Below are 16,930 nucleotides of genomic sequence, written 5' to 3'. Positions count from 1 at the left end.
GCCGCCTCAGGCGAACCGCGCGACCATGTCGCGCAGCTCGTCGGTGCCCAGCCACAGGTCGTTGCTGTCGGACCGGTAGGTCCAGCCGTCCTCGACCGGCTCGCCGCCCGCGGGGGTCTCGTAGCCCCAGCCGCCGACGTACGGCATGACGACGTAGCGGTCGCCGAGGCGGACCGTCCGGCGCGAGTCGTCCGGGGCGATCATCTCCTCGTGCAGCTTCTCCCCCGGGCGGATGCCGATCTCGTGCATCGCGGAGCCCGGGGCGACCGCCTGCGCGAGGTCGGTGACCTTCATGCTGGGGATGCGCGGGACGTAGAGCTCGCCGCCCGTCATCAGCTCGAACGAGTCGAGCACGAACTGCACGGCCTGCGGCAGCGTGATCCAGAACCGCGTCATGCGCAGGTCCGTGATCGGCAGGGACGCGCCCTCCTCGGCCAGCTTGCGGAACACCGGGATGACCGAGCCGCGCGAGCCCATGACGTTGCCGTACCGGACCACGGAGAACCGGGTGTCGTACGCGGCGGCGTAGTTGTTGCCGGACACGAACATGCGGTCGCCGCAGAGCTTGGTGGCGCCGTACAGGTTGATCGGGCTGGACGCCTTGTCCGTCGACAGCGCCACGACCTTCTTGACGCCCGCGTCGATGGAGGCGTCGATGACGTTCTGCGAGCCGTTGACGTTCGTCTGCACGAACTCGAACGGGTTGTACTCCGCGGTGTCCACCTGCTTGAGCGCGGCGGCGTGCACGACGTAGTCGACGCCGTGCATGGCGCGCGTCAGGCGCTGGCGGTCCCGGATGTCGCCGATGAACCAGCGCAGGCGCGGGTCGTCGCCGAGCTGCCGCCGGACCTCGTACTGCTTGAGCTCGTCCCGGCTGAAGACCACGAGGCGCCGCGGGTCGTGGTGGTCCAGCACCTCCTGGAGGAAGGCCTTGCCGAAGGACCCGGTGCCTCCGGTGATGAGGATCGAGGCTCCCGAGAGCAGAGACATGCCGTGGAACTCCAGACGGTCGGGTCGGTGGACGCGGGGTGCCGTCCCCGCCGCACGGGGCGTGGCTCCCGATAGAGCATCATGGCACGGTGCGCCCGGACCCCCAGCCCCGCCCCGCCCGCGTCGTCGCCGTGATCCAGGCCCGCACGGGCTCCTCCCGGCTGCCCGGGAAGGTGCTGCTCCCCCTGGCCGGCCGGCCGGTGCTCGGCTGGGTGGTGCGCGCCGCGCAGGCCGCGCCCGGCGTGGACGACGTGGTGGTGGCGACCTCCACCGCGCCCGGGGACGACGCCGTGGCCGAGCTCGCGGCCGGGCTCGGGGTGACGGTGGTCCGCGGCAGCGAGCTGGACGTGCTGCAGCGGTTCGTCGCGGCGCGGGACGCCTCGGGCGCGGACGCCGTCGTCCGGCTGACCGCGGACTGCCCGCTGCTCGACCCCGCGCTGATCGGGTCCGTGGTCGGCGCCTGGCGCGCGGAGCCCACCCTCGACTACGTGGCGACGACGCTGGTCCGCACGCTCCCCCGCGGGCTGGACGTCGAGCTGGTGTCGTCCGCGGCCCTCGACACCGCGGACGCCGCGGCCCGGGACCACCACCGGGTGCACGTCACCTCCGCGCTGTACGCCACCCCCGGCGAGTACCGGACCCTCGGGCTGGTGGTGGCGCCCGACGCGCACGACCTGCGGGTGACCCTGGACACCGCCGAGGACGCCGCGCTGCTCGACGCCGTCGCCACGACGCTCGGCGACCGGCCGCCCGCGTGGCGGGACCTCGTCGCGCTGCTGCGCTCCCGCCCGGACCTCGTGGCGCTCAACGCCGCGGTCCGGCAGAAGGCGCTCGAGGAGGCGTGATGCGCGCGGTGCTGCGCTGCGACGCCAGCGCGGGCTCGGGCGTCGGCCACCTCGTGCGCTGCCTGGCCCTGGCCGAGGCCGCCGGGGCGCGGGGCTGGGACGTCACGCTGCTCGGCGACGTCGACGCGCCGCTGGGCCGGCGCCTGGTCGCGGCCGCGGGGGTGCCGGTGCGGCCGGCGCCCGCGGACCTGCGCCGCGCCCTCGCCGACGACCCCGGCCTCGCCGGGGCCGACGTGCTGCACGTCGACCACTACGACGTCGCCGGGGACCTGCGCACCGCCGGCGGGCCGCTGGTGTCCTCGATGGAGGACGGCGCGTTCGGGCGCCGCCCGGCGGACGTGGTCGTGGACTCCACGCTCGGCGCGCAGGACGCGGGGCGCCCGGCCGACGGCTCCGGGACCGTGCTGCTCGGGGTGCGGTACGCGCCGCTGCGCGCCGCGGTCCGGGCCGCCCGCCGCGCCGCGGGCGCCGGCCCGGACCGGCCCGGCGACGACGTGCTGGTCGTGATGGGCGGCACCGACGCGTTCGGCGTCAGCGCCGCCGCCGCGCGGCTCGCGGTGCTCGCCGGCGCCTCCCGGGTCCGCGTCGTGGCGTCCGGCCCCGCGGCCGACCGGGTGCGGGCCGAGGTGCCCGAGGCGGAGGTGCTCGGCCCGCAGGACGACCTGCCCGCGCTCGCCGCGACCGCCGGGGTGGTGGTGAGCGCCGCGGGCACGTCGGTGTGGGAGCTCGCATGCCTCGGGGCCCCGACCGCGGTCGTCGCCGTCACCGAGAACCAGCGCACCGGGTACGAGCGCGCGGTCGCGGCCGGGGTCGTCGTGGGCCTCGGCCCGCTGGACGCGGTGCGCGCCGCCGACGACGACGCGGTCGCCGCGCTGCGCTCCCTGATCGGCGACCCGGCGCGACGGGACGCGGTCGCGCGGGCGGGTCGCGCCCTCGTGGACGGCCTCGGCGCCGACCGGGTGCTCGACGCGTGGTGGGCGGGGCTCGGCCGCGCGGTGCTCGCGGCCCGGCCCGCGACCGCGGAGGACGCCGACCTGCTGCTGGACTGGCGCAACGACCCCGCGACCCGGTCCGCGTCGCGGGACCAGGCCGTCGTGCCGCGCGCCGCGCACGTGGCCTGGCTGGACCGCGTGCTCGCGGACCCGGACCGGCTGCTGCTCGTCGTGGCGCACACCGGCCGGCCCGCGGGCACCGTGCGGTTCGACCGCGAGGCCGACGGCCTGTGGGAGGTGTCGATCACGCTCGCCCCGCACGCGCGGGGCCGCGGGCTGGCGGCGGGCGTCCTCGACGCCGGCGAGCGGGCGTGGCGGGAGCGCGTCGGCGAGCGCCCCGCCGTCCTGGCGTGCGTGCGGCCGGACAACGCGGCGTCGGCGCGGCTGTTCGAGGGCGCGGGCTACCGGCGCCGGGCCGAGCCCGCGGCCGACGGGCTGGACGCGTACGTCAAGCCCGGTTCCTGACCGCGCGCCGCGGCGCCCCGCGCAGGGCGCCGCGGCGGCAGGTCAGACCAGGTCCCAGCCGAGCGCGGTGCCGCGCGCGACGTCCGTGCGGAACGTGCGGCCCAGCACGGTGTCGAGGTGCACCGGCTCCAGGCCGCCCGCCGGGCGGATGGACCGGACGTTGTCCTCGGTGACGACGTCGCCCGCGCGCACGTCCGCCACCACGTACAGCGAGCGGCGCAGCCGGCGGCTCTCCGCCTCGCCCGCGGTCGGGTCCAGGCGCACCTCGCCGAGCGCCTGCCAGGCGACCTCGGTCTCGGTTGCCAGGGCGGCCAGCTCGTGCGGCTCCAGCGAGAAGTCGGAGTCGACCCCGCCGTCGGCCCGGGCCAGCGTGACGTGCTTCTCGATCAGGCACGCGCCGAGCGCGACGCCCGCGACCGCGGCGCCGATGCCCTTGGTGTGGTCCGAGAGGCCGACGACCACGTCGAACGTGTCGCGGATGACCGGGATCGAGCGCAGGTTCGACTCGCTCGGCAGCGCCGGGTACGACGAGGTGCACGCGAGGACGACGACCTGGTCGTTGCCCTCGGCGCGGATGGTGCGCACCGCGGTGTCGACGTCGGAGATCGACGCGGCGCCGGTGGAGATCACCATCGGCTTGCCGGTGCGCGCCACCCGGCGCAGCAGCGCGAGGTCGCCGATCTCCAGCGAGGCGATCTTGTACAGCTCGACGTCCAGGTCCTCGAGCAGGTCGACCGCCGTGCCGTCGAACGGGCTGGAGAACGGCACCAGGCCGTGCTCGCGGGCGCGCTCGAAGATCGGCGCGTGCCACTCCCAGGGGGTGTGCGCCTCCTCGTACAGCTGGTAGAGGTTCTTGCCGCCCCACAGCTCGTGGCCGGCGGAGACCCGGAACGCGGGCCCGTCGGCGTCGATCGTGATGGTGTCCGCGCGGTACGTCTGCAGCTTCAGCGCCTGGGCGCCGGACTCCGCGACCGCATCGACGATCGCGAGCGCGCGGCCCAGGTCGCCGTTGTGGTTGCCGGACATCTCCGCCACGACGAACGGGCGGTGGTGGGCGTCGACGGTGTGCGCGCCGACGGTGATCGAACGGTCCGCCATCAGGCGAGCACCTCCTTGGCGGCGGTGGCCCACCGCTCCTGCCAGTCGCCGATCGGCTCGACGCCCGCGGCGCGCAGCGCGTCGTGGCCGAGCACGGAGAACGACGGGCGCGGCGCCGGGCGCACGTAACCCTCGCTCGTGGTGGGCCGCACGATCTCGGGGTCCAGGCCCGCGGCGGCCACGGTGGCCCGCGCGAAGCCGAACCAGGAGGTCCGGCCCGAGGACGTCGCGTGGTAGGTGCCCGCCGGGGCGCCCGCGTCGAGCAGGCGGACCGCGAGGTCCGCCACGTCCACGGTCCAGGTGGGCTGCCCGACCTGGTCGTCCACCACGTCCAGGCCGCCCTTCTCCGCCGCGACGCGCGCGATGGTCTTCGGGAAGCACGAGCCGTGGGCCCCGTAGAGCCACGCGGTCCGCAGGATCAGGTGGTCGGCGCCCGCGGCGCGGACGGCCCACTCCCCCGCGAGCTTGGTGCGGCCGTAGGCCGACCGGGGCGCGGCGAACCCGTCCTCCGCGTACGGCTCGGTGGCGTGCCCGTCGAACACGTAGTCCGTCGAGACCTGCACCAGCCGGGCGCCGTGCCGCGCCGCGGCGCGCGCCAGCGACTGCGGGCCCACGGCGTTCACCGTGAAGGCGTCGGCCTCGCGGGTCTCGGCGTCGTCCACCGCGGTCCACGCGGCGCAGTTCGCCACCACGTCGAACCCGGCGACGGCGTCGAGCACCGCGGCCCCGTCCGTGATGTCGAGCTCCGCGCGGTCCAGCGCGACGACCTCGTGACCGTCCTCGCGCACCCGCGCGACCAGGTCCTGGCCCAGCATCCCCCGGGCTCCCGTGACCAACCAGCGCACCGCATCCTCATCTCGTCGGCGTCAGTCCGACGGCCAGCGTAGTCGGCCCCGGTACTCTGGCTGGCGCCGCGCGCCCGCGCGGAGACCGACCGAAGGAGATCCGCCGTGCAGTACCGCGAGCTCGCCGTCCCCGGGGCGTGGGAGATCACCCCGAAGCAGTTCGGCGACCCGCGCGGGGTGTTCCTCGAGTGGTTCAAGGCCGCGCCGTTCGCGGAGGCCGCCGGCCACGCGTTCGACCTGCAGCAGGCCAACCTGTCGGTCTCGGCCGCCGGCGTCGTCCGCGGCATCCACTTCGCGGACGTCCCCCCGGGGCAGGCCAAGTACGTGACGTGCGCCCGCGGCGCGGTCCTCGACGTGGTGGTGGACATCCGCGTCGGGTCGCCGACGTTCGGCCAGTGGGACTCCGTGCTGCTGGACGACGTCGACCGCCGCGCGATCTACCTGGCCGAGGGCCTGGGCCACGCGTTCATGTCCCTGGAGGACGACTCGACGGTGCTGTACCTGTGCTCCGCCGGGTACGCGCCGGGCCGCGAGCACGGCATCCACCCGCTCGACCCGACCGTCGGCGTCGCGTGGCCGACCACCGGCCGCGACGGCGCGCCGCTGACGCCGCAGCTCTCCGAGAAGGACGAGGCCGCCCCGACGCTCCTCCAGGCGCAGGCCGACGGCCTGCTGCCGCAGCACGCCGACGTCGAGGCGTACCTGGCGAGCCTGCGTGGCTGACGCGGCGCCGGCCGGCGTCGTCGCGGTCGTCGTCACCTTCCACCCCGACGTCGCGGCGACGACGGTGCTGCTGCGCGCCCTCGCGCCGCAGGTCGACCGGGTCGTGCTGGTCGACAACGGCAGCGCCGACGGCGCCGTCGCGGCGCTGCGGGCCGAGCTCGACGCCGTCGGCGGCGAGCTGCTCGCGCTCGGCGCGAACCTCGGCATCGCCGAGGCGCAGAACCGCGGGATCGACCGCGCCCGCGGGATCGGCGCCCGGGCGGTGCTGCTGTCCGACCAGGACTCCGTCCCCGCCCCCGACATGGTCGAGCGGCTCGTCGACGGGCTGGCCCGCGCCCGCGCGGCGCACGGGCCGGTGGCGGCGGTCGGCCCGGTCACGGTGGACGAGCGGAACGCGGGTGCCGCGCTGCTGTTCTCCGACCGCCGCTGGGGGCCGCGGCGCGCCACGGTGCCCGCGCAGGACGGCGCGCTCGTGCCGGCCACGTTCCTCATCGCGTCCGGCTGCCTCGTGGACGCCGACGCGCTGGACGCCGTCGGGCCGATGAACGCCGACTGGTTCATCGACCACATCGACCTGGAGTGGGGCCTGCGTGCGCGCCGCGCCGGCTACGGGCTGTTCGGGGTCGTCGGCGCGCGGCTCGGCCACGCGCTGGGCGACCGGGTGCAGCGCATCCCCGGGCGGGAGCGGGACGTGCACATCCACTCCCCCGTGCGGAACTACTACATGGCGCGGAACACCGTGCTGCTGGTGCGCTCGGGCCTGCTGCCCGTCGCCTGGCGGGTCGGGTACCTCGCGTGGATCACCAAGTACACCGGGTTCTACGTGCTCGCGGTCGCCCCGCGCGCGCGCCGGGCGGGGCTGCTGCTGCGCGGCCTCGCCGACGGCGTGCGCGGGCGCACGGGCGCGCTGCGGGAGGGCTGATGACCGAACCGACCACCACGCCGGCCGCCGACGTCCTGATGCTGGCGTTCGGCCCCGAGCACTACCTGCACGAGGCCGTCGCCGCGGTGCTCGCCTCCGAGGGCGTCGACGTCCGCGTCGTGCTGGTGGACAACGGGTGCACCACCGACGCCGTCGCCACGCTGCCGCCCGACCCCCGGGTCCGGCTGATCGTGCCGGGCACCAACCTGGGCTTCACCGGCGGGATGAACGCCGCCGCCGCGGCGACCTCCGGGCGCCCGGTCGTCCTGGTCAACTCGGACGCGGTGGTCGCGCCGGACGCCGTCGCCACGCTGGTCGGGGCGCTCGCCGCCGACCCGCGGCTGGGCGTCGCGGGCGGCCTGGTCCGGCTCGCCTCCGACCCCGAGCGCGTGAACTCGGCCGGCAACCCGCTGCACGTCCTCGGGCTGTGCTGGGCCGGCGGCCTCGAGGAGCCCGTGTCCGCGCACGCGACCGGGCGCGAGGTCGCGTCCGCCAGCGGCGCGCTGGTGGCCGTGGACCGCGCCCTGTGGGACGAGCTCGGCGGGTTCCCCGAGGAGTTCTTCGCCTACATGGAGGACCTGGAGCTGTCCTGGCGGGCCTGGCAGCACGGCCGCACCGTGCGGTACGTGCCGGAGGCCAGCGCGGTCCACCACTTCGAGTTCAGCCGCTCGCCGCTCAAGATGTACCTGCTCGAGCGCAACCGGCTGCTGTTCGTGCTCACGACCTACCAGGCGCGGACGCTCGCCCTGCTGGCGGTGCCGCTGCTCGCGTTCGAGGTCGCGATGCTCGCGGTCGCGACCGCGCAGGGCTGGGGCCGGCAGAAGGTGCGCGGCTGGGGCTGGGTGCTGCGGCACCCGGGTGCGGTCGCCCGCCGGCGCCGGACGGTGCAGGCGTCCCGCACGGTCCCCGACCGCGACCTGGCGCACCTCATGACCGACACGTTCGACTCGGCCCAGTTCCCGCTTCCCGCGGCCGCCGCGCCCGTGCAGGGCGTCCTGCGGCTGTGGTGGCGGCTCGCCCGGAGGGCCCTGTGAGCGCCGGCGTCACCGCGGTCGTCACCGCGTTCCGGCCGGACGCCCGGCTGGCGGACGTGGTCCGCTCGGCCGCCGGGCAGTGCGACCGGGTCGTCGTGGTGGACAACACCCCGGCCGGCGAGCCGGGGGCCGACACCCTGCCCGGGCTCGCCGACGACGCCGTGCTGCTGCGCCCCGGCACGAACCTCGGCCTGGCGGCCGCGCTGAACGCGGGCGTGCGCGAGGCCGGCCCCGAGGACGACCTGCTCCTGCTCGACCAGGACTCGGTGGTGCCCGCGGGGCTCGTCGCGGGCCTCGCCGCCCGGCTGGCCGCCGACCCGCGGGTCGGCGTCGCGGCACCCGTGCCGTGGGACGCCGCCGCGGACCGCCCGCTCGACCCGCGCGCCGCGCACCGCCCCGAGGTGGCCGACCTGCCGGTCGTCATCACCTCCGGGATGGTCGTGCGCCGGGCGGCGCTGGACGCGGCCGGGCCGTTCCGCGAGGACTTCTTCGTCGACTGCGTGGACCAGGACTTCTGCCTGCGGGTGCGGCGCGCCGGCTGGCGCGTGGTCCAGGACGCGCGCGTCCGGCTCCCGCACAGCCTCGGCGAGACCCGCTGGCGCGGCGTCGGCCCGCTGCGGCTGCGCTCGACCGCGCACGCCACCTGGCGGCTGTACTGGACGGCGCGCAACGGCACCGTGCTGACGCGGGAGAACTGGCGGCGCGAGCCCGCGTGGGTCGCGACCTCCGCGGCGCTGCAGGCCTACGTCGCGCTGACCGTGCTGCTGTTCGAGCCGCCGCGGCTGCGCCGGCTGGCGACGCTCGCGCGCGGCGCACGGGACGGCTGGGCCGGGCGCACCGACCCCGCGATGCGCCCCGGGGGCGCCGCGTGACCACCCCCACCACCCCGGCGACCTCCTACCGGCGCGACGCGCTGCTGGTGGCGGTCGCGCGGATGGCGCCGCTCGGCGTGCAGCTGCTCGCGACGCCGCTGGTGCTCGACCGGCTGGGCGACTCCGCCTACGCCGCGTGGGCGCTCATGATGACGACGATCAACCTGCTGCTCACGGCGGACCTCGGCGTGGTCGGGATCATGCAGCGCTACCACGGCGTGGCCCGCGGGCAGCAGGACGTGCGGCTGGGCGGCCGGATCACCGCGTCCGTGCTGCTGGTGCTCGGGGCGCTGCTGGTGCTGGTGGTCGCCCTCGGCCCGCTGATCTCCCGGGGCGTGCTGGCCGTGGTGCGGGTCCCGGACTCGGTGCACGCGGACGCCGCGCTGCTGTTCCGGCACGCCGGCACCCTCGCCGTGCTGCAGCTGATCGCCCTCGCGTTCAGCTCGTACCTGGCCGCGCACTCCCGGTTCGTGGCGGTGGCCGTCCAGTCGCTGACCGCGCGCGCCGTCCTCGCGGGCGGCATCGCCTGGGCGCTGGTCACCGACCAGGGGCTGCCCGGCCTGCTGCTCGCCTCGTTCGCCGACGCCGGCGTCGCCGTGCTGCTCGGCGTCGTGCTGTGCCGGCGGCACCTGCTGCGCGAGGTCCGCCGCCCCACCGACCGGGCGCAGACCCGCGAGCTCTGGGCGTACTCGTGGCGCAACCAGCTCTCGGCCCTCGGCTTCGTCGCCCAGCGCGAGCTCGACGTGGTGCTGGCCGGGATCCTGCTGCCCACCGCCGCGCTCGCGAGCGTCTCCGCCTCGGCGCCCCTGACGGCCGCGGTGTGCCTCGCGCCCACCGTGCTGCTGACGCCGGTGTTCACCTCGCTCAGCGTGCAGGCCGGACGCGACCCGGCCGGGCTGCCGGAGGCCGGCGCCCGGGCCGAGCAGGGCTGGCTGAAGCTGGTCCTGCCGTTCGCCGCGCTGGCGCTCGGCGTGCTGCCGTTCGCCGCCGCGGAGTGGCTGGGCCCGGAGGTGTCCCTCATCACGCCGCTCACCGCGGTGCTCGCCGCCGGCTTCGTCGTCTCGCTCGCCGGCAACGCGCGCGCCGTCCTGGTGCGCGCCGCCGGCCGCCCCGGCATCGAGACCCGGTCCTACGTCGTGTACGCCGCGGTGAAGATCGTCGCGGGCGTGGCGCTCGCGCTGGTCGGCGGCATGCTCGGCCTCGCCGCCGCCGGGATCCTCGCCGCCGCGGCCGCGCTCGCCGTCCTGCTGCGCGGGTCGCGCGGCCTCGTCGCGCCCGGGTCCTGGGTCGGTCGACGTGCGGTGCTGGGCGCCGCCGCCCTCGCGGCCGGCACCGGTGCGGCGTCGTTCGCCGTGAGCCGGGTCGTCGACGGCCGCTGGACCACGCTGGCCTGCCTGGTCGTCGTCGGCCTGCTCGGCGCCGCGGCGGCGGCCCTGCCGGTGCTGCGCGCGCGCCGCGCCGTCGCGGCCTGACCCGATCTCGTCCCGGGCCCCCGGGCGGCCTAGTACGCTGCTCGGGTGTCAGCCCCGAGCCCCGACCGCGTGCTCGTGGTCATCCCGGCCTGGAACGAGGAGGACGCCCTTCCCGGCGTCCTCCGCGAGATCCGGGCCGTCTGCGCCGCCGAGCCCACCCTGTCCGCCACGGACGTCGTCGTCGTCTCCGACGGCTCCCGCGACCGCACCGCGGAGGTCGCCCGCGCCCAGGGGGTGCCGGTGCTCGACCTGCCGATCAACCTCGGCGTCGGCGGTGCGATGCGCGCGGGCTTCAAGTACGCCCTGCGGCACCGCTACGACGCCGTCGTCCAGCTGGACGCCGACGGCCAGCACGACCCGGCCGCGATCCCGCAGCTGCTCGCCGCGGCGCGCGAGCACGACGCCGACGTGGTGATCGGCGCCCGGTTCGCCGGCGCCGGCACCTACACGGCGCGCGGCCCCCGCCGGGCCGCCATGCGCGTGCTCGCCGGCGTGCTGTCCCGGGTCACCGGGACCCGGCTGACCGACACCACGTCGGGCTTCAAGCTCGCGGGCCCGCGCGCGGTCCCGCTGTTCGCGTCCGAGTACCCCGCCGAGTACCTGGGCGACACCGTGGAGTCGCTCGTGATCGCCGCCCGCGCCGGCCTCGTCGTCGCCCAGGTGCCCGTGTCCATGCGCGAGCGCCAGGGCGGCCGGCCGTCGCACAGCCCCGTGAAGGCGGCGGTGTTCCTCGGCCGCGCGGTCCTCGCGCTCGGCATCGCCCTGAGCCGCCCGTCCAACCGCACCGCCCGGGCGCGGTTCCACGCGGCGGCGGAGGTCAAGGGATGAGCGGCTACCTGACCGCGCTGGTCGTGTGCGCGGTGACCGTCGGCACCATCGGCTACCTGCTGCGCTCCCGCCGGATCCGCGAGAAGTACGCGGCGGCCTGGATCGCGCTGGCCGTGGCCGTCGTGGCGGTCGGCGCCGTGCCGTCCGTGCTGACCTGGCTCGCCCGGCTGCTCGGCGTGCAGACGCCCGTCAACCTGCTGTTCCTCGTGAGCGGCGTCGTGCTGCTCATCGTGTGCGTGCAGTTCAGCGTCGAGATCTCCCAGCTGGAGGAGGAGACCCGCACGCTGGCCGAGGAGATCGCGCTGCTGCGGCTCGACGTCGAGGACCTGCGCGACCGCGGCGTGCGCCCGGGCGGCGACGCCGACGTGCGGCCCCCGCCGCCCGCACCGCCCGCCTGAGAGCGAGCACGACGGGCCGGGAACCCCCGCGGGGGTTCCCGGCCCGTCGTGCGTCCGGGGGCGGCGGGGCCGCCCGCCGGTCAGCGGAAGTACCCCGCCACGTCCAGCACGACGTGCGTGCTGCCCTGGTCGTTGTAGAGCCGGACCGCTCCCCCGTCGCCCACTCGGACGACGACCGCGTTCGCCTGGGTGAACCCGCGCGTCGCGTTGAGGTCCGAGGTGCCGGTGAGCGGCCGCCCGGCCGGCCACACCCGCAGGTGCGTCCACGGGGCGGTGTGGTTCACGGCCGTGACCGTGCCGACCACGGCGGTGGCGTCCGCCGGGACCGCGCCGCCGGTGACGGTGGCCTGCACCTGCCCCGCGGGCCCGACCGGCGCGCCGGAGCGGGTGTCCAGGACCCGGGAGGGCTGGACCGGGGTGAACAGCGCGCCGGTCGCCGCGCCGCGGACGCCGTACCAGCCGACGACGTCGACCAGCACGTGGCTGTACGAGCCGGCCGCCGCGACCGTGATCTTGCCGCCGACCACCGGGACGACCGCGCGGTTCGCGATGTCCGCGCCGGCCACGAGGTTCACCGTCGACGACGAGGGCAGGGCGCCGGAGCCGTAGGCGACCACGTAGCCGTTGCCGGTGGCGCGCGTGGTGGTGACGTTCACGGTGACCGCGCTGAGCGAGGAGGCGGGGACGCCGAGGGCCGCCGCGACGTCGACGGTGCGGGTGGTCCCCGGGGCCACGGAGGCGCCCGAGCGGGAGTCCATCGCCCGGACCGGGTCGATCGCGGTGTACCGGGCGGACGCGGCGGTGTCGGTGGTGTAGTAGCCGAGCACGTCGACCAGGTAGTGCGTGGTGCCGATGGCGTTGTAGACGCTCACGGAGCCGTTGCCGCCCACGCCGACCGTCACCTGGCTGGCCTGGGTGCGCCCGGGGGCGGTGTTCAGCACCGAGGCGTTGGGCATCGCGGCGCCCGCGGGCCAGACCCGCAGGTGGCCCGCGACGCTCGTCCCCACGGCCGTCACGTTGAGCACGACGGCGGTGACGCCGGACGCGGGCACGCCGCCGCGGCCCAGGACCGGCACCTCGGCGCGGCTGCCGGACCCGAGGGCCTGGAACGTCGTGCGGGTGTCGACCAGCCGGGTGGGGGTGAGCGGGACGTACCCGCCGTTCCCGACCAGGGCGACGGCCGGCGGTGCGGCCGCGTCCGCGGGCTGCCGGACGGTGACCGTGGTGGACACCGTGTTCGAGGTCCGCCCCGAGGCGTCGGTGCCGACGAGCGTCAGGGCGTAGCTGCCCGGCCCGACGTACACCGGGTCGGCGGCGGTGCGGCCGTCGTAGGTGCCGAACCAGGTCGCGTTGAACCGGACCCCGGCCTGGGCGCTGCCGGTCGTGCGGATCACCTGGCGGTTGGTGCTGCGGTCCACGACCGTGAGCGCCCAGGTCATCGCGAGGTTCGGCGTCACGCCGATGCTCATCTGGCCGCCGTGGTCGATCGTGGTGGCCGACACCGCGACCGAGCCGAGCACCGGGGTGGTCGCCCGCGGCTTCCACCAGCTGGAGCGCAGGCCGAACGCCGGGCTGTTGACGGTGGCGTTGCCCGTCGAGCACTCGAGCCGGACCTGGGAGATGCGGCCGCCGAGCGGCCCGTTGCCGGTGCGGCCCGTCACGACCAGGTTCCGCAGCGTCCCGCCGGACGGGCAGGACTGCGCCACGCGCGCCACCGTGAGCTCGGCGGTCCACGAGGTGACCGTGTCGCCGGGCGCGGTGCCGGTCCAGGGGTCGGCCTTCGCCACCTGGTACGGGACGGAGCCCGCGGCGGTCCAGCCGCCGTTGGACGAGGAGAACTCGGTGAACGCGACGGCGCCGTTCCACAGCCGGATCTGCCCGCCGGTCGCGGCGATCGCGGCGTCGGTGCGGCTGTCCTCGTAGGAAGTGGTGAGCGAGCCGGCCGCGTTCGCGTCGCCGCGCCCGTAGTAGACCTGGCAGGTGGTGGTGTCGCACAGGGTCTGGCCGTTGGTGACCTTCCACCACGCGTACGAGCGCGCGGCCACGGCCTGGGCCTGGAGCGCCGCGGCCTGCCACGAGGCCGGGGACTCGCGCGGCACCACGCTGCGCAGGTAGTCCTCCATCGGGAGGCTGTTGGTCACGTTGAACGCGACGCCCGAGGTCGGCTCGATCCGCAGGTCGCCCCGGTACCACCGGCCGGTGGTGTCAGTCTGGTTCTTCGCGATGACCATGCCGTACTCGTTCTGCGACTCCAGCCGCAGGACGCCGGTGTACTGCCGGGTGTCGACGACCGGGCCGTTCACCATGGTCCGCTTCACCGCGGTGACCGTCTGGCCGGAGACGGTGATCGTCCAGCGGCCCGGCGACAGGACCTGCTCGCCGTTGAGCGGCCCCATCCGGATGTTCCGGTTCTCCGGGCTCCAGATGGTCACCGTGCTCGACGGCGCGTACGCCGCGAGCGTGGTCTTGACGTACTGCCCGGAGATCGAGCCCGTCGAGGTCCCCGGGTAGTAGAAGGCGAGGATCTCCGCCGCCGTGCGGCCCTGCAGCGCCGCGCCCTGGGCGCCCCACTGCGAGAGGCCGCGGCCGTGCCCGTACGCGCGGCCGTCGACCGTCCACGACCCGGAGGCCGGCGCGGGGTAGACCTCCTCCGCGGCCGAGGCCGCCGGCGCGACCGCGACCAGCCCCGTCCCGGCGAGGACGGCGGCGACCACCGTGGCTGTCAGGCGGCGCAGGAGTGTCACGGCGGGTCCTCGGGAGGTGCGGCGGTGGGGACCGCCTCAGGATAGGGACCCCGGGTCCCGTTCCGGGGGCCCCTCGCCAACCCCGGGCGGATCGCCCCGAAATGTCCGATCCGCCCCGCCCGGGACCGTCAGCGGGTGCGGACCCGGGACGCCACCTTGCGCGCGAGCGCCGACGGCCCGCCCGCGCGGAGCACCCGCGCGGCCGCCACGGCCTGCCGCCCGCCGGGCAGCCCCGCCGCCCGGGCGATCAGCTGGGCCCGGCGGTCGTCCGGGATCCCCGGGTGCGCGTCGATCCAGCCCTCGGCGACGTCGAACGGCTCGTCGTCCTGCACCGGCACCCAGCCGGTCGCCTGCCGCGGCCCGTGGGCGCGCCGGACGGCGGCCGCGCCGCGCAGGGCGTCCAGGTAGGCGCCGGCCTGCGCGTGCGGGCCCCAGCGCAGCAGCGCCTCGCGGCGGGCGGCGGCGCCCACCCGGCGGCGCAGCAGGGCGTCGTCCAGCAGCGCGCCGACCGCGCGCTCCCAGCCGGCCTCGTCCGTCGCGAGGAACCCGGTGCGCCCGTCGTCGACCGCCTCGCGGAACGGCTGCGTGGGCGAGGCGACCGTGGGGGTCTCGACCAGCGCCGCCTCGAGCCACTTGATGGCGGACTTGGCCTCGTTGAACGTGTTCTCGAGCACGAGCGGCGCGAGGTTGACGTCCACGTCGCGCAGCCGGCCCGGCAGCTCGTACCAGGGCAGCATCGGCAGCCGGCGCACCCGGTCCGCGAACGGCTCCAGCGCGGGCCCGGTGGTGAGGAACCCGCCTAGCCACAGCTCGACGTCCGGACGCGCCGCGAGCACCCGCGCGACCGCGGGCTCGACGACCGCCCAGTCCGCGTCGTGCGTGTTCGTGCCGCTGAAGTAGCCGATCCGCAGGGGCCCCGGGGTGCGCGCGCGGGCGCGGGCGCGGTCGCTCTGCTTCGCGAGGTCGACGCCGACGCCGTTGGCGAACCGGAACGCCGGCAGCCCGGTGGTCGCGGTGGCGTGCTCGCACAGCCGCTCGGTGCTGCCGACGTAGGCGTCCGCGAGCTCCATCGTGGTGCGGTACCGCGCGACGCCGCGCCACCACAGCGCGTGCTCCTCCGGGGACAGCACGTCGAGGCCGTGCACCTGCCCCTCGAGCGCGGGGTCGAAGATCAGGTCGTCGATGTCGAACAGCACCGGCACCGGCCGGGGCCGCGCGCGCACGTCCTCGACCACCTGGGTGATCTGCGGCGTCGCCGGCACCCGGTAGAGCACCAGCGCGTCGGCGCGGGCCGCGAGCGCCGGCACCTCGGGGTCGCGGTAGTGCCGGACGTCCGCGTGCACCCCGCGCAGCCGCAGCGCCTCCGCGGGCAGGAACCCCCGGTAGCGCAGGGCCGCCCCCCGGATGCCCACCACGAACAGCACCCGCTGCAGCAGCGCGTCCTCGGCCTCGAGCGCGTCCTGCTCCGACATGCGGTCCTCCTCCTCGTGCGACGGCGCGACCAGGCCGGCGTACAGCTCCTCCAGCCCGTCGAGCTGGTCGGTGAACTCGCGGATCGCCACGTCGTCGTGCCCCTCGCGGAGCCGGGCGACCAGCGCCGGGTCGGCGGCGAGCCGCGCGAGGGCGGCGCCGAGCGCCTCGGGGTCGGCGGCGGGGACGACCATCCCGTTGACGCCGTCCTCGACCACCTCCTGCGGGCCGAGCGTGTCCGTGCAGACCACGGCCAGGCCGGCGGCCAGCGCCTCCCGGGTGACGATCGAGTGCGACTCGCGCATGACCGACGGCAGCACCAGCACGTCGTGCGCGGCCATCACGTCGGCGACGGTCGTCCGGTCGTAGGCCGGCGGGAACCGCACCGCGGCGGGCAGCGGCCCGGCGCCGCGCGCCGCCGCGGGGTCCACGCCGTACAGGTCGAGGGTCCAGCCGTCGCCGGGCAGCGCCGCGAGCGACTCCAGCAGGACCGGCAGGCCCTTCATCGGGTCGGCGCCGCCGGCGAACATGAACCGGACCGGACCGCCCGGCTCGCGCGCGGCGGGCGGCCCGGCCTGCGGCGCTCGGTCGCCCTGCGGGACCCCGTTCTCGTCCACGACCAGCCGGGCCGGGTCCACGCCGTTGGCCGCGAGCACCTGCGCGGCGCTCGTCGAGGGCGCGAGCACGACGTCCGCGTGCTCCAGCTCGGCGTGCAGCCGCGCGTTGCGGCGCTCCAGCCAGTCGTGCGACACCGCGCACGGGCAGGTGCCGCAGTCGACGACCAGGCTGCACGGCCGCATGTCCGGCGCGACCAGGAACTGGCGCGCGCACGACCACCAGAAGTCGTGCATGGTCACCACGACCCGGGCGCCGGAGCGGTGGGCCGCCCCGACCAGCCCCGCGCCGAGCGTCTGCAGCGAGTGCAGGTGCACCACGTCCGGCCGGACCTCCGCGAGCCAGCGCTCGAAGTCCGCCGTCACGGCGGGGTTCAGGCTGTTGCGCGGGTCGGACCAGGCGGTCCACGGCGTCGTGACGACCCAGCGCACCGACACCCCGTGGCCGTCGTCCTCGGTCCAGGTGCTCAGCGGTTCGCGGTCCTCGTCCAGGTACCCCGCGTACACGTGCACGTCGTGCCCCCGGTCGGCCAGGCCGCGGGCGATGCGCTGCGGGACCAGCGTGCCCCCGCTCACCAGGTTCGGCGGGAAGTGGGCAGACACCTGGACGACACGCAC

At 76.5% G+C, this 16,930-nt stretch carries 14 protein-coding genes; 9 read left to right on the top strand and 5 right to left on the bottom strand.

The window, feature by feature from the left end:
• Positions 1 to 6 precede the first annotated feature (6 nt).
• Complete coding sequence (gene pseB / locus G6556_RS00440) at positions 7 to 990, bottom strand: UDP-N-acetylglucosamine 4,6-dehydratase (inverting) (protein ID WP_166937607.1); 984 nt, start codon at positions 988 to 990, stop codon at positions 7 to 9.
• 89 nt (positions 991 to 1,079) lie between these two features.
• Here pseB and G6556_RS00435 point away from each other — a divergent pair, with 89 nt between their 5' ends.
• Both G6556_RS00435 and G6556_RS00430 read left to right on the top strand, forming a co-directional pair.
• The gene (locus G6556_RS00435) at positions 1,080 to 1,835 is read left to right on the top strand and encodes a glycosyltransferase family protein (RefSeq protein WP_346774633.1); all 756 of its coding nucleotides are present in this window, start codon (positions 1,080 to 1,082) and stop codon (positions 1,833 to 1,835) included.
• The gene (locus tag G6556_RS00430; protein ID WP_166937606.1) at positions 1,835 to 3,292 is read left to right on the top strand and encodes a bifunctional UDP-2,4-diacetamido-2,4,6-trideoxy-beta-L-altropyranose hydrolase/GNAT family N-acetyltransferase; all 1,458 of its coding nucleotides are present in this window, start codon (positions 1,835 to 1,837) and stop codon (positions 3,290 to 3,292) included. The genes G6556_RS00435 and G6556_RS00430 overlap by 1 nt, the downstream gene beginning before the upstream one ends.
• 42 nt (positions 3,293 to 3,334) lie before the next feature.
• Here the strand turns inward: G6556_RS00430 and pseI are convergent, their stop codons facing one another.
• Both pseI and rfbD read right to left on the bottom strand, forming a co-directional pair.
• Positions 3,335 to 4,390: a pseudaminic acid synthase gene (gene pseI, locus G6556_RS00425; protein ID WP_166937605.1), complete on the bottom strand. Its 1,056-nt coding sequence runs from the start codon at positions 4,388 to 4,390 to the stop codon at positions 3,335 to 3,337.
• The gene (gene rfbD, locus G6556_RS00420) at positions 4,390 to 5,235 is read right to left on the bottom strand and encodes a dTDP-4-dehydrorhamnose reductase (protein ID WP_166937604.1); all 846 of its coding nucleotides are present in this window, start codon (positions 5,233 to 5,235) and stop codon (positions 4,390 to 4,392) included. The genes pseI and rfbD overlap by 1 nt, the downstream gene beginning before the upstream one ends.
• A gap of 105 nt (positions 5,236 to 5,340) precedes the next feature.
• On the opposite strand from rfbD, the gene rfbC reads away from it, so the two are divergent.
• From rfbC to G6556_RS00385, 7 genes are read left to right on the top strand one after another with little or no spacing between them, the layout of a single operon-like run.
• Positions 5,341 to 5,958: a dTDP-4-dehydrorhamnose 3,5-epimerase gene (gene rfbC / locus G6556_RS00415; protein ID WP_166937603.1), complete on the top strand. Its 618-nt coding sequence runs from the start codon at positions 5,341 to 5,343 to the stop codon at positions 5,956 to 5,958.
• Positions 5,951 to 6,880, top strand: coding sequence for a glycosyltransferase family 2 protein (locus G6556_RS00410; RefSeq protein WP_166937602.1), 930 nt, complete (start codon positions 5,951 to 5,953; stop codon positions 6,878 to 6,880). The genes rfbC and G6556_RS00410 overlap by 8 nt, the downstream gene beginning before the upstream one ends.
• Entirely contained in the window at positions 6,880 to 7,914 is a 1,035-nt protein-coding gene (locus G6556_RS00405; protein ID WP_166937601.1) for a glycosyltransferase family 2 protein, read from the top strand. The genes G6556_RS00410 and G6556_RS00405 overlap by 1 nt, the downstream gene beginning before the upstream one ends.
• Positions 7,911 to 8,786 (top strand): glycosyltransferase, encoded by an 876-nt coding sequence (locus G6556_RS00400; protein WP_166937600.1) that lies wholly within the window; start codon positions 7,911 to 7,913, stop codon positions 8,784 to 8,786. The genes G6556_RS00405 and G6556_RS00400 overlap by 4 nt, the downstream gene beginning before the upstream one ends.
• The gene (locus G6556_RS00395; RefSeq protein ID WP_166937599.1) at positions 8,783 to 10,258 is read left to right on the top strand and encodes a hypothetical protein; all 1,476 of its coding nucleotides are present in this window, start codon (positions 8,783 to 8,785) and stop codon (positions 10,256 to 10,258) included. Before G6556_RS00400 ends, G6556_RS00395 begins: the two co-directional genes overlap by 4 nt.
• A 45-nt stretch (positions 10,259 to 10,303) precedes the next feature.
• Positions 10,304 to 11,086 carry a glycosyltransferase family 2 protein gene (locus G6556_RS00390; RefSeq protein ID WP_166937598.1) on the top strand — a complete coding sequence of 261 codons (783 nt, stop codon included), beginning with the start codon at positions 10,304 to 10,306 and terminating at the stop codon, positions 11,084 to 11,086.
• Positions 11,083 to 11,484, top strand: coding sequence for a DUF2304 domain-containing protein (locus G6556_RS00385; RefSeq protein ID WP_166937597.1), 402 nt, complete (start codon positions 11,083 to 11,085; stop codon positions 11,482 to 11,484). The genes G6556_RS00390 and G6556_RS00385 overlap by 4 nt, the downstream gene beginning before the upstream one ends.
• 80 nt (positions 11,485 to 11,564) lie before the next feature.
• Here G6556_RS00385 and G6556_RS00380 read toward each other — a convergent pair whose 3' ends face one another.
• Together G6556_RS00380 and G6556_RS00375 are read right to left on the bottom strand one after the other, a co-directional pair.
• Entirely contained in the window at positions 11,565 to 14,228 is a 2,664-nt protein-coding gene (locus tag G6556_RS00380) for a SpoIID/LytB domain-containing protein (protein ID WP_166937596.1), read from the bottom strand.
• Between the two features lie 128 nt (positions 14,229 to 14,356).
• The gene (locus G6556_RS00375; RefSeq protein WP_166937595.1) at positions 14,357 to 16,930 is read right to left on the bottom strand and encodes a glycosyltransferase; all 2,574 of its coding nucleotides are present in this window, start codon (positions 16,928 to 16,930) and stop codon (positions 14,357 to 14,359) included.

Origin of the sequence: Cellulomonas sp. IC4_254 (assembly GCF_011603975.1) — a bacterium.
GTDB lineage: Bacteria > Actinomycetota > Actinomycetes > Actinomycetales > Cellulomonadaceae > Cellulomonas.
This window is presented reverse-complemented; position numbering and strand designations above follow the sequence as displayed.

Excerpts from the sequence above, each read along its gene's own strand:
- pseB (WP_166937607.1), bottom strand. The coding sequence starts at position 990 with ATGTCTCTGCTCTCGGGAGCCTCGATCCTCATCACCGGAGGCACCGGG.
- G6556_RS00430 (WP_166937606.1), top strand. The coding sequence starts at position 1,835 with ATGCGCGCGGTGCTGCGCTGCGACGCCAGCGCGGGCTCGGGCGTCGGC.
- pseI (WP_166937605.1), bottom strand. The coding sequence starts at position 4,390 with ATGGCGGACCGTTCGATCACCGTCGGCGCGCACACCGTCGACGCCCAC.
- G6556_RS00405 (WP_166937601.1), top strand. The coding sequence starts at position 6,880 with ATGACCGAACCGACCACCACGCCGGCCGCCGACGTCCTGATGCTGGCG.
- G6556_RS00385 (WP_166937597.1), top strand. The coding sequence starts at position 11,083 with ATGAGCGGCTACCTGACCGCGCTGGTCGTGTGCGCGGTGACCGTCGGC.